Annotated in this window: 11 protein-coding genes; 2 read left to right on the top strand and 9 right to left on the bottom strand. The window is 61.2% G+C overall.

Annotated features, from left to right (window positions below; all coding sequences use genetic code 11):
* Nucleotides 1-145 precede the first annotated feature (145 nt).
* The 5 genes from BM300_RS00065 to gcvA form a co-directional block, all read right to left on the bottom strand.
* Nucleotides 146-457, bottom strand: a complete 312-nt coding sequence (locus tag BM300_RS00065; protein WP_092461546.1) for an isochorismate lyase — start codon at nucleotides 455-457, stop codon at nucleotides 146-148.
* Nucleotides 458-517: 60 nt separating this feature from the next.
* Nucleotides 518-1,036, bottom strand: a complete 519-nt coding sequence (locus tag BM300_RS00060) for an isochorismatase family protein (RefSeq protein WP_092461544.1) — start codon at nucleotides 1,034-1,036, stop codon at nucleotides 518-520.
* A gap of 389 nt (nucleotides 1,037-1,425) precedes the next feature.
* Nucleotides 1,426-1,707 carry a fructose-bisphosphate aldolase gene (locus BM300_RS00050; protein WP_092222012.1) on the bottom strand — a complete coding sequence of 94 codons (282 nt, stop codon included), beginning with the start codon at nucleotides 1,705-1,707 and terminating at the stop codon, nucleotides 1,426-1,428.
* Between the two features lie 473 nt (nucleotides 1,708-2,180).
* Entirely contained in the window at nucleotides 2,181-3,380 is a 1,200-nt protein-coding gene (locus tag BM300_RS00040; RefSeq protein ID WP_256575753.1) for an epoxide hydrolase family protein, read from the bottom strand.
* Entirely contained in the window at nucleotides 3,329-4,234 is a 906-nt protein-coding gene (gcvA, locus tag BM300_RS00035; protein WP_092141571.1) for a transcriptional regulator GcvA, read from the bottom strand. Before gcvA ends, BM300_RS00040 begins: the two co-directional genes overlap by 52 nt.
* Before the next feature lie 106 nt (nucleotides 4,235-4,340).
* On the opposite strand from gcvA, the gene BM300_RS00030 reads away from it, so the two are divergent.
* A complete protein-coding gene (locus BM300_RS00030; RefSeq protein ID WP_092141568.1) occupies nucleotides 4,341-4,949 on the top strand; it encodes a LysE family translocator in 609 nt (202 codons plus the stop codon).
* 10 nt (nucleotides 4,950-4,959) lie between these two features.
* Here the strand turns inward: BM300_RS00030 and BM300_RS00025 are convergent, their stop codons facing one another.
* The 4 genes from BM300_RS00025 to xylA form a co-directional block, all read right to left on the bottom strand.
* Entirely contained in the window at nucleotides 4,960-6,096 is a 1,137-nt protein-coding gene (locus BM300_RS00025; protein WP_003201312.1) for a sugar ABC transporter permease, read from the bottom strand.
* On the bottom strand, nucleotides 6,097-7,653 hold the full coding sequence (gene xylG, locus BM300_RS00020; RefSeq protein ID WP_092461540.1) for a D-xylose ABC transporter ATP-binding protein: 1,557 nt from the start codon (nucleotides 7,651-7,653) through the stop codon (nucleotides 6,097-6,099).
* Between the two features lie 178 nt (nucleotides 7,654-7,831).
* Nucleotides 7,832-8,833: a D-xylose ABC transporter substrate-binding protein gene (gene xylF, locus BM300_RS00015; RefSeq protein WP_025213958.1), complete on the bottom strand. Its 1,002-nt coding sequence runs from the start codon at nucleotides 8,831-8,833 to the stop codon at nucleotides 7,832-7,834.
* Between the two features lie 146 nt (nucleotides 8,834-8,979).
* Nucleotides 8,980-10,296, bottom strand: coding sequence for a xylose isomerase (xylA, locus tag BM300_RS00010; RefSeq protein WP_092222020.1), 1,317 nt, complete (start codon nucleotides 10,294-10,296; stop codon nucleotides 8,980-8,982).
* Nucleotides 10,297-10,451: 155 nt separating this feature from the next.
* Between xylA and BM300_RS00005 the strand changes: the two genes are divergently transcribed.
* A complete protein-coding gene (locus BM300_RS00005; RefSeq protein WP_092222022.1) occupies nucleotides 10,452-11,639 on the top strand; it encodes a XylR family transcriptional regulator in 1,188 nt (395 codons plus the stop codon).
* The last annotated feature ends 19 nt before the right edge of the window (nucleotides 11,640-11,658 follow it).

Genomic DNA, 11,658 nt, shown 5'->3' with positions numbered 1-11,658 from the left:
GGCGAGGGAGCTTGCTCCCGCTCGGCGGCAGAGCCGTCGTAAAACCGGTGCCTGCGGTCTGTCTGGCGAAACGTGGTGGTGGGTTTGGGGCTGCTGCGCAGCCCAGCGGGAGCAGGCTCCCTCGCCACCAAAGCGGGTTTGGTGGTCAGGGTTTGGCTTGATGAGCCGTCCAGCGCTTCATCTCTTCGGCAATGAAGTGATGCACCAGGTCGCTGTACAGCTTCTCGATGGCATCCGGGCTCAAGCCTTCGGCTTCGGCCCACTCGCGTCGTCTCGCCAACATGGCCTTTAAACGCTCCGGTGCCTGCACCGAAGTTGCCGATGTCTTGAATTTCGAGGCCGCGAGCACGTATTGATAGCGCTTGCCCAGCAGCGTGATGACGGCCTGGTCGAGGGCATCGATTTCGCGTCGGATGTCCTCCATGTTTGCGCATTGTGAGGGTTGCAACGGGTCCATGCCGTGAGCTCCGCTTGTTGAACAAGACCGGCCCGACGTGAGCCGATCTTCTGATGGAGTTTAGAAGCGCCAGTCTTCAGCGCGAACGACACGACAGAAGGCGCCTGCCAGGGTTGCGTTGTGATGGGCAACGATCATTTCTGCCTTCAATTCAGGCGTGTCGGAACAGGTATGACCGTCGGCGATCAATACCGCATCGAACCCCAGATCCCGAGCGGCTCGGCAGGTGCTGTCGATACAATACTGGGTTTTCATACCGGTGATGACCAGGCCTTCAGCCTCGCAAGCCTTTAGCCGCGCTGCCAGGTCCGTCTGGGTGAAGGCGTTGGGGCGGTTTTTTTCGAAGATGATTTCGTCCCCCTCCAATTGCAGTTCCTGCACCAGTTGCGTCAGCGGGCTTGCAGGCTCGATGGGCGAGCCAGGCGGGCCTACGTGGCGAGCCAGGAAAATCGGTGCGCCAGCTCTCCGGGCCTTGAGCAGCAAGTCATTCAACGTGTCCAGCAACGCTTCGCCGGCCCAGGGGGTATCCGGGCCGTGAAACAACCCAACTTGCATATCGAGAATCAACAGAGCGTGCATGGTGCTTTCCTTGCGTGTGGGCCAGCGACGCAAGGGCAAAAGAAAAGGCCCTTACCATCACTGGCGGGCCTTTGGGATTCGTTTGTCAGCGACTCACGACATCTCGCACGACCCGCCTTGGGCGGTCGTGGTTGTGGTGGTCGAGGTCATCTGAGAATGATTCATGGCCTGACGATAACTGGAGGCGATCCGGATTGGCAAGCCTTGCTTGCGCAGATATATGCGGCCCCTGTTTGGATGGGTGGACACTGTGGCGAGGGAGCTTGCTCCCGCTCGGCTGCGCAGCAGTCGTAAAACCGGTGTTTGCGGTGTGCCTGGCGAAACGCGGTGACTGGTTTGGGGCTGCTTCGCAACCCAGCGGGAGCAAGCTCCCTCGCCACAGGGGTTGGCTAGTCTTCTAGTCCGCGCCGTTCGATCACGCCGAACACGTCTGCCACATCCTGCACCAGGATCCGGGCGACATTGGTGATGGTGGCGATGTCGTTCTCTGCCGAATCACGCAGGCTGGTGCAGGCGACCAGCGTCAGGTAATCGAGCGTGGCGTGCAGGCGTTCGCTGGCACAAGCGTGGAGTTCGGGGAGTGGGGCTTGGGTGTCGATCAGCAGGACGGGGTGCGCGGTGGCGGTTTGGGTGAGAGGCGTGAAGCGGGCAGATGCTTGATTCGTTGTCATAAGGTTGTACTCGTTCGATAGAAAGAATCGCCACCTTTCTGCTGCGAATCATATGGGTGGCAGTTGCGCGAGGGTTCGCAGACCGAGGAACGAATCTAAAACTCGGCAGACCCGAAAGTCTCCCGCGCGCAACCGCCATAAAATGAAAGCGGGCAAGTTTGCCTGAATTTCATTTGACGGTATCTAGATTTGTTCATTCGGGCTGCGAAACCCAATCACCGGCCAAAGCCGGCGACGAGCCAACTATAGAAGTCGATACCAGCACCCACAACCGACCTGTAGGACGCCCCAGCCCCTTGTGGCGAGGGAGCTTGCTCCCGCTCGGTGGCGCAGCCGCCGTAAAACCGGTGCCTGCGGTGTACCTGGCGAAACGCGGTGGCCGATTTGGGGCTGCTTCGCAACCCAGCGGGAGCAAGCTCCCTCGCCACGGGAGGTAAATTCCTACGAGATTTTAGGACGGCCAGTTCGGGCCGTCACACCTGACGCAATGGCCGAAAAAAAGCCCTGATATCCTCCGCCAACAACTCCGGCTGCTCCAACGCGGCAAAGTGACCACCTCGGGGCATGGTGGTCCAACGCTGCACGTCGCAGCAGCGCTCCACCCAGCTCCTCGGCGGCATAGGCAGTTCCCTGGGAAACAGCGCGACCCCAACCGGTGGTTTCAGCCGTTCACTGTGGTTGAACAGCAACGGCCGCTTGCCACCTTCCACATACTGGCGAAACGACGAGCCGATGCAGTTCGTCAGCCAATACAGCGTGACATTGGTCAGCAACCACTCTCGATCGATGGCGGGGCGGGTATCGCACCAGGACAGGATCTTTTCGCCCATCCACGCCAAGAGTCCCGCCGGTGAATCATTCAGACCCACGGCCAGGCTTTGTGGCTTGGTTCTTTGGAGGTGTGCGTAGGCGCCTTCGGCATCGGCAAATGCCCCTGCACGTTGCAGGAAGGCGGTTTCTGCTGTTGTCTGCGCGGGCTCGGTTTCGCCAAGGGGAGGGCGGTAGGAACCGGGAATGTAATTGAGGTGAATGCCGGTCACCCGCTCTGGAAAACGCACGCCCAACCACATCGAAACGCCTGCACCAATATCCCCACCCTGGGCGCCAAATCGGTCATAGCCTAGCCCCGTCATCAACTCACCCCATAAACCGGCGACCTCGTAAGGCCCCCTGCCGGATTGCTGGAACGGCGCGGAGAAGGTGTAGCCGGGCAGCGACGGCACCACCACATCGAAGGCGTCCCCAGGATCGCCGCCATGGCGGGCCGGGTCCGTCAGCAATGGGATGATGCGCTGCATCTCAATGAACGAGCCGGGCCAGCCGTGGGTGAGGATGAGCGGTATCGGCTTCGGACCGGTGCCACGTTGATGAATAAAATGGACCCTTTGCCCGTCGATGTGGGTGACAAACTGCGGCAGGCGATTCAGCGCGGCTTCCTGGGCTCGCCAATCGAACGCGGTCGACCAATGTGCGAGAAGCTCCCGTAGCACATCCATGTCCATGCCTTCGCTCCAGCCTTGCTCGGCCAAGGGCTCTGGCAGCCTTGCGTTCAGCAGGCGGTGCCGAAGGTCTTCAAGGGCGCTGTCGGGGATGTCGATGGAGAAAGGCTCGATGAGCATGATTACGCCTTCGGTTGAGCGGTGGCCGGCTGCCGGATCTGAGAAAACAGCCAATCAACAAAAAACTGCGCGTCAACCGCGGCATCCCGAGACACACCGTAATAGTAACGGGACAACGGCAGGCGCAATGACGGCAGCGGACAGGTCAGGCGCCCGTTGGATAGATCCTTGCCCAATAGCGAAGCCGGACACAACGCCACGCCCAGCCCATCGACGGCGGCTTGCAGCACGAGGTGCATGTGGTCGAATTGCAGGGTTGGCGAGTTCTGCAAGGGGCTGATGCCCGCGTGTACTGTCCACGCTTGCCAATCGCTGCTGCGGGTCTTGCCCGACAGCAATGTGTGCCGGGCCAGGTCGTGGGTGTTTTCCAACGGCACGCTTTGCAGCAATGATGGCGCGGCGACCAGCAATAGGTCGTCTTCCAGCAATGCCGTGGGCTGCACATGGGCTGACCATCCGGCGCGTCCACGGCGGATGACTACGTCGAAGGGTTCTCGTGACGGGTCCGGTGGTCTGGTGCTGGTGACCACTTCGGGCTTGATGTCCGGATGCAGCGCCACGAAATCCGGTAGCCGAGGGATCAACCAGCGCACGGCGAAGGACGGGCGCACGTTGATGGTGACTTTGCGCTGGGATGCACGGCGGGTCAGGGCCGCAGCGGCATTGGCGATCTGGGTCAGCGCCTCGCTGACCTGTTCGTAAAACGCCTTCCCCTCAGGCGTGAGCAAAGACTGACGGGTTCGACGCTCGAACAGCAGCACGCCCAAGCGTTCTTCGAGCAACTTTACGTGGCGGCTGACGGCACTGTGGCTCACGTGCAGTTCTTCGGCGGCGCGGCTGAAGCTCTGGTGGCGAGCGGCAGCGGCGAAGGCGCGGACGGCGTTCAACGGGGGGAGGTTGGCGATCATGTGTCTAATTTAGTCACATATGAGTCGCAATTAAAGCGTTTGTCAGCGTCCCGGTGCCACGCCACCCTGAAGGCCACAGCAATTCGCCTTCAATGTGGAGTGATGCATGGCCGGTTACGGACTTTTTCTGATCCTGGCGACCCTGACGGTGCTCAGCCCGGGCCCCGGTGTGGTGCTGACGATTTCCAATGCCTTGCGCCATGGCTGGCGCGGTGCACTGCCGGGCATCTTCGGGATCGCGTCGGGCGCGTTTATCGTGGCGGGTATCTGCGCCAGCAGCTTGGGGTTGATCCTGGCCGCCTCGGCGACGGCCTTCACGCTTTTGAAATACATCGGCGCGCTGTACTTGTTGTACCTGGGCATCAAGATGTGGCGCACCCAACGCTTCGTGCCCGAACTCACGGTCACGTCCACGCGCCCGTGGCGGCGATTTGGCGAGGCGCTGTCGATCCAGTTGCTCAACCCCAAGGCCGGGTTTTTCTTCCTCGCCGTGTTCCCTCAGTTCATCAAGCCGTTGGATCACTATTACAGCCAGTTCTTCTTGCTGGTGTTGTCCTATAGCGTGCTTGTCGTACTGGTGCATTCCGGTTATGCGCTCATGGCCAATGGCGCCAGGGGCTGGCTCTCTTCAAGCCAGGGCGCCAGGATCGTCGGCAAACTGTCGGGCATTACCTTCCTGGGGTTCGGCGTGCTGATGGCGTCTGCCAGCAAGTGACGAGTACGCGTCAACGCCGCCCCGTGCGCGTACTCACATCCACCCAAACCGCCAACACCAGAATGCTGCCCTTGACGATCATCTGCCAATAACTGTCGACGTCGAGCATGGACATGCCGTTGTCCAGGCTGGTGATCACCAGCGCGCCGAGGAGAGCACCGTAGACCGTGCCGGAGCCGCCGCGCATGGAGGTGCCGCCGATGAAGCAGGCGGCGATGGCATCGAGTTCGCCCATGTTGCCGGCCGAAGGTGAGCCAGCGGCCAGGCGTGCGGTGTTGACCACGCCGGCGAGGGCGCACATCACGCCCATGATGCCGAAGATCCACAGCTTCACAGCCTGTACGTTGATGCCGGACAGGCGTGTGGCTTCCATGTTGCTGCCCACCGAATAGACACGTCGGCCGAACACGGTCTGGCTGGTGACGTAGCTGAATACGCCCAGCAGGATCAGTAGGAGCAGCACCGGCACCGGGATGCCGTCGTAGCTGTTGAGGGTATAGACGAACCCCGCCAACACCGCGCCGATCACCACCACGCGCAATACGTCACGCACCAGAGAGTGGGCCGCCAGGCCATGGAGGGCACGGTTGCGCCGCTGTTTCCAAGTCAGGAACAGCGTCAGGGCGAACAGTAGGATACCGAGCCCGGTCCCGACCGTGTGCGGCAAGTATCCCTGCCCAACGTAGACCAGCTCCGGTGACACCGGGGCGATGGTGGTGCCGCCGGTTACTCCCAGCAGAACGCCGCGAAACGCGAGCATGCCACCCAGCCCGACGATGAACGACGGGATACGCAGGTAGGCGGTCATGTAGCCGTTGCCCAAGCCAATCACCAAGCCGCACAGGGCCACCAAACTCAGGTTCGCCAGCAGCGGAATGTGATAGACCACGTCGAGAATCGCCGCCAGGCCACCGAGCAGCCCAAGCAATGAACCCACCGACAAATCGATCTCGCCGCTGATGATCACCAGCACCATGCCGCAGGCCAGGATACCGGTGATGGACATCTGCCGCAGCAGGTTGGAGAGGTTGCGCGGGGTCACGAACCCACCCTCGGTCTGCCAGCTGAAAAACAGCCAGATCAGCGCCACGGCGATCACCAGCGCAAGCATTTTGTAGCGGGAAAACAGCTGTTTGACCTGATTCATCTACGCGGACTTCCGATCATTATTGTTATGGCCATCGGGATGGCTGAGCGCGGCGGCAAGCACTTGTTCCTGGGTCAGTTCGTGGTTGATGAAGTCGCCGCGCAACTGGCCTTCGCCGATCACCAGGACGCGGTCGGAGACCCCCAGCACCTCGGCCAGCTCCGAGGACACCATGATGATCGACACGCCTTCGGCCGCCAGCGCGCCCATCAACTTGTAGATCTCGTACTTGGCGCCGACGTCCACGCCGCGGGTCGGCTCGTCGAGAATCAATACGCGGGGTTTGGTCAGCAGCATCTTCGCCAGCACGGCCTTTTGTTGGTTGCCACCTGAAAGACTGGTGATCGGCAGGAACGGGCTCGCGGTCTTGAGGTGCATGCGCGAGATTTCCTTGTCGATGCTGCCCAGTTCGGCTTCGGCGTCGATGCGGGTCAGTTTCGAATAGTTATCCAGCACGGCCAGGGTGATGTTCTGGCCCACCCCCAGGTCCGGGATGATGCCTTGGCGCTTGCGGTCTTCGGGGACCATGCACAGGCCGGCGCGGATCGACTTGAGGGGCGTGCGCGTGTCGATCTGTTTGCCTTCCAGCCAGACTTCACCTTCGTAGCGGCCGGGGTAGGCGCCGAACAACGCCGACACCAGTTCCGTACGTCCGGCGCCGACCAGCCCGGCGATGCCGAGGATTTCCCCACGCTTGAGGACGAATGAAATGTCGTCGACCCGTTTGCGCCTGGGGTTGTCGACGTCGTAGCAGGTGAAGTGGCGCGCCTCGAAAATCACTTCGCCGACGTCATGGGGTTCGGTGGGGTAGAGGTTGCTCATTTCCCGTCCGACCATCTGGGTGATGATCTTCGGGATGTCCATGTCTGTCATGGCGGTGGTAGCGATGTGCTTGCCGTCGCGGATCACCGAAATGGTGTCGCACACGGCGGCCACTTCATCGAGCTTGTGGGAGATGTAGACGCAGGCGACGCCCTTGGCCTTGAGGTCGCGGATGATGTCCAGCAGCACCTCGATTTCCGAACGGGTCAGGGCCGAGGAGGGCTCGTCGAGGATCAGCAGCCGCGCTTGCTTGTTCAGTGCCTTGGCGATTTCCACCAGTTGCTGGTAGCCACCGCCGTACTGCGAAACCGGCAGCGAGACGTTCATGTCCGGCACTTTGAGTTCACGCATCAGGGCTTCGGCGCGGTGGATCATTGCCGGGTAGTTCATGCGCCCGCCGGGCAGCGTCAGTTCGTGGCCCATGAAGATGTTTTCCGCCACCGACAGGTCGGGGACCAGGGTCAGCTCCTGGTGAATGATGACGATCCCGGCGGCTTCGGTTTCGCTGATGGACTGCGCCTTGAGCGGCTGGCCGTCCCAAAGGATTTCACCGTCCCAGGTGCCGTAGGGATAGACCGCCGACAGCACCTTCATCAGCGTGGATTTGCCGGCGCCGTTCTCACCGCACAGGCCGACACACTCACCTGGCCTGACCTTGATGTCGATGCCGTTCAGGGCTTTGACACCGCCAAAGGTTTTGACGATGCCGTTCATTTGCAGCAGGTAGTCGGACATGGCGAAGGCTCGTGGAAAAGGGCTCACACATACGCAGGAACCCTGAAGTCAATCAGCCCCCTGTGGGAGCGAGCCTGCTCGCGAAAGCGGTGGCTCGGCTTGCATCAATATTGGATGTGCCGCCGTCATCGCGAGCAGGCTCGCTCCCACAGGAACTGTGTTTAACCCAAGCGTTGGGTCACTGCCCGGCGATCTGCGCCTTGGTGTAGAACCCGTCCTTTTCCAGCAGGTCGATGTTGTCCTTGGTCAACGGTGTAGGGGTAAGCAGGATGGTGTCGACTTTCTTGCTGCCATTGTCGTATTGCGAGCTGAAGGTCGGCTTCTCGTTGCGTGCCAGTTGCACCGAGAGCTTGGCGGCTTCGGAGGCGATCAGCTTCAGCGGCTTGTAGACGGTCATGGTCTGGGTACCATCGATCACGCGCTTGACCGCTGCGAGGTCGGCGTCCTGGCCCGAGATCGGCACCTTGCCGGCCATTTTCTGGGCGGCCAAGGCCTGGATGGCGCCGCCGGCGGTGGCGTCGTTGGAGGCGACGATGCCATCGATCTTGTTGTTGTTCCGGGTCAGGGCGTTTTCCACGATGCTCAAGGCTTCGGTGGGGTTCCATTCCTTCACCCACTGCTGGCCGACGATCTTGATATCCCCCTTGTCGATGGCCGGTTGCAGCACCTTCATCTGGCCTTCGCGCAGAACCTTGGCGTTGTTGTCCGTGGGCGCGCCACCGAGTAGGAAGTAATTGCCCTTCGGCGCGGCCTTGAGCACGCCGCTGGCCTGCATCTCGCCGACCTTTTCGTTATCGAAGGAAATGTAGGCGTCGATGTCGGCGTTGAGGATCAGTCGGTCATAAGACACGACCTTGATCCCGGCCTTCTTGGCTTCGGCGACGGCGTTGGTCAGCACGGTGGCGTTGAACGGCACGATGACGATCACATCGACGCCACGGGAAATCAGGTTTTCGATCTGCGAGATCTGCTTCTGCTCGTTGGCATCGGCCGACTGGACGAAGACCTTGGCATCGAGTTTTTCCGCCGCCGCGACGAAGTAGTCACGGTCCCGCGACCAGCGTTCCAGGCGCAGGTCATCGATGGAAAAACCGATTTTCGGATGGGCCGCATCGGCCATGACCGGCAGCGAGAGCAGGGCGAGGGCGCCAGCGAGTAACGTGCGTTTGAATGTTTTCATGGTGGTGCGTCCTTTTATTGTTGTTTGAAAGACACTGCCTGACGATGAGCGTGGTGCGGATAAACTGTAGAGAGTCGCCGAGCGCTGTGGGCAGAGATTTGTCGCGAGAATGTAACAACCTCACAGCACCACAGCTCTGCCCGTTGTCAGGGATAGATAAACCGGTTGACCACGTTCTCGAGCATCTCCTGTCGACCGCTGACGGCCTGGGGATTCAGCTCGTTGGTGAAGGCATGCTCGGCCAGTGAGGCGAGGCTGAATTCACCGGCCAAGACCGCTTGGCCGAACGGCTGCTGCCAACCGGCGTAGCGTTGGTCCTTGAACTGCTGGAGCTGGTCGTTCTGGACCATGGCTGCCGCGCGTTCCAGGGCCAGAGCCAGGACGTCCATGGCCGCCACATGACCGTGGAACAGATCGAGTTCGTCCACGCTCTGGCGCCGCACCTTGGAATCGAAGTTGAACCCGCCGTTGGTGAAACCGCCCGCCTTGAGAATCTCGTAGGTGGCCAGGGTCATCTCTTCGACGCTGTTGGGGAACTGGTCGGTGTCCCAACCGTTCTGCGGGTCGCCCCGGTTGGCGTCGATGCTGCCGAAGATCCCCAACGAGACGGCCGTGGCGATCTCATGATGAAAGCTATGCCCGGCCAGGGTCGCGTGGTTGGCTTCGATGTTGACCTTGATCTCGTTTTCCAGGCCGAACTGTTGCAGGAAGCCGAACACCGTGGCGCTGTCGTAATCGTACTGGTGCTTGGTCGGTTCCTGGGGCTTGGGCTCGATCAGCAGGTCGCCCTTGAAGCCGATCTTGTGCTTGTGCTCGACCACCATGCGCATGAAACGGCCCAGTTGCTCGCGCTCGCGTTTCAAGTCGGTATTGAGCAGGGTTTCGTAACCTTCTCGACCGCCCCACAGCACGTAATTGGAGCCCTTCAGGCGTTGGGTCGCGTTCATGGCGCTGAACACCTGGGCGGCGGCGCAGGCGAACACTTGCGGGTCCGGATTACTGGCGGCACCTGCGGCAAAACGTGGGTTGCTGAAGCAATTGGCGGTGCCCCACAGCAGCTTGATCCCGGTTTGTTCCTGATGGCGCTCCAGGTGGTCGACCATCTGGGCGAAGTGTTCGCGGTACTCTTTGAGCGAAATGCCTTCCGGGGCGACATCGGTGTCGTGGAAGCAGTAGTAGTCGATGCCCAGCTTGGAGAAGAACTCGAAGGCCGCTTCGGCCTTGCCGATGGCCATTTCCATGGGATCCCCAGCGTGCTGCCACGGGCGCTTGAAGGTACCGGCACCGAACACATCCGACCCCGGCCAGACGAAGGTATGCCAGTAGCAGACCGCCATGCGCAGGTGCTCGCGCATGGGTTTACCGAGCACCAGTTTGTTGGCGTCGTAGTGACGGAAGGCAAGCGGCGAGTCGCTGGCGGCGCCTTCGTAGCGAATCTTGTCGACAGCGGGGAAGTACGACATGGGCGAGTTCCTTTTTTATTCTTGGCGGTGTCTCGATACTAACGCCGGCCCCGAGGCTGCTGATTATGAAAATCACCAACAGGGCGTTCGATTTTGAGTATTGAGGTTCATCGCTTGCGCGCCTAGTCTGTGTGCATCGGCCCAGGGTTAAACCAATGAAAACCGTCCCGCCCGTTCACCGCATCGCACTGTTGTTCAATGGCAGCAAGATCTACGACCGCGGCATCATCAGCGGCATCGGCAACTACCTGAGCAGCACCCGTGCGTCCTGGGACTTGTTCCTCGAGGAGGATTTCCTCTGTCGCTTGAAAGGCATCGAGCGCTGGCAGGGCGACGGGATCATCGCCGACTTCGACGACCCGCTGATTGGCGAGGCACTGGCCGGGATCAAGCTGCCGGTCGTGGCGGTGGGCGGTTCCTATCAGGATGAACGCGCCTACCCGAAAGGCATCCCCTATGTCGCCACCGATAATGACGCGTTGATGACGTTGGCCTACGAGCACCTGATCGAGGCCGGATTGACGCGTTTTGCCTGTTTCAGCCTGCCTGAAGCACAAGCCAATCGCTGGGCCCAGGAACGGGAAAAAGCCTTTCGCCGGCTGGTGCAGCGCGATGGCCTGCACGCCGAGGTCTATCGCGGCATGGGCACCAGCGCACCGCTGTGGGACAGCGCCGTCGAACAGCAGATCGCCTGGCTGCAAAGCCTGCCCAAACCCATCGGCATCATCGCCGTCAGCGACGCCCGCGCCCGGCAACTGCTGCAAGCCTGCCTGACCGCCGGAATCGCCGTACCGGAGGAAGTGGCGTTGATCGGCATCGACAACGATCCCCTGACCCGCAGCCTGACGCGGGTGCCGCTGAGCTCGGTGATCCAGGGCACCGAAACCATGGGCCGCACCGCCGCGCGCCTGCTCCATCAAATGCTGCACGGCATGCCGTCCACGGGCACACAGATTCTGATACCGCCGGATGCGATCAATGTGCAGGTGTCGAGTCTGCATCAGCCGTTGGGCAACCCTTATGTCATGCAGGCACTGCTCTTCATCCGCCAATACGCCTGCCAGGGCATCAAGACGGCCCAGGTGGCGGCCTATGTGGGCGTGTCGCGCTCATCGCTGGAATCGCACTTTCGCAAGGAGCGGGGCTGCAGCGTCCACGACGAGATCCTGCGCTTCAAACTGGCCGCCGCCGCCAATGGCCTGGAAAACACCCACTCGCCGATTGCCGACATCGCCCAGAATTGCGGCTTCAAATCGGCGCAGTACCTGCACACGGTGTTTCGCCGGGAGTTCGGCTGCACCCCTCGGGAGTATCAGCAGGGGGCCAATGCAGCAACTCACTGACCCACTGCCGAACCGCTCT

The sequence above is a fragment of the Pseudomonas sp. NFACC46-3 genome, from assembly GCF_900114515.1.
Lineage (GTDB): Bacteria > Pseudomonadota > Gammaproteobacteria > Pseudomonadales > Pseudomonadaceae > Aquipseudomonas > Aquipseudomonas fluorescens_Q.
This window is presented reverse-complemented; position numbering and strand designations above follow the sequence as displayed.

What these genes read in the sequence shown, in the direction of transcription:
- BM300_RS00005 (WP_092222022.1), top strand. Translation starts at nt 10,452, where the DNA reads ATGAAAACCGTCCCGCCCGTTCACCGCATCGCACTGTTGTTCAATGGC.
- BM300_RS00025 (WP_003201312.1), bottom strand. Translation starts at nt 6,096, where the DNA reads ATGAATCAGGTCAAACAGCTGTTTTCCCGCTACAAAATGCTTGCGCTG.
- BM300_RS00065 (WP_092461546.1), bottom strand. Translation starts at nt 457, where the DNA reads ATGGACCCGTTGCAACCCTCACAATGCGCAAACATGGAGGACATCCGA.
- BM300_RS00060 (WP_092461544.1), bottom strand. Translation starts at nt 1,036, where the DNA reads ATGCACGCTCTGTTGATTCTCGATATGCAAGTTGGGTTGTTTCACGGC.
- gcvA (WP_092141571.1), bottom strand. Translation starts at nt 4,234, where the DNA reads ATGATCGCCAACCTCCCCCCGTTGAACGCCGTCCGCGCCTTCGCCGCT.
- BM300_RS00050 (WP_092222012.1), bottom strand. Translation starts at nt 1,707, where the DNA reads ATGACAACGAATCAAGCATCTGCCCGCTTCACGCCTCTCACCCAAACC.
- xylG (WP_092461540.1), bottom strand. Translation starts at nt 7,653, where the DNA reads ATGTCCGACTACCTGCTGCAAATGAACGGCATCGTCAAAACCTTTGGC.
- xylF (WP_025213958.1), bottom strand. Translation starts at nt 8,833, where the DNA reads ATGAAAACATTCAAACGCACGTTACTCGCTGGCGCCCTCGCCCTGCTC.
- BM300_RS00030 (WP_092141568.1), top strand. Translation starts at nt 4,341, where the DNA reads ATGGCCGGTTACGGACTTTTTCTGATCCTGGCGACCCTGACGGTGCTC.
- xylA (WP_092222020.1), bottom strand. Translation starts at nt 10,296, where the DNA reads ATGTCGTACTTCCCCGCTGTCGACAAGATTCGCTACGAAGGCGCCGCC.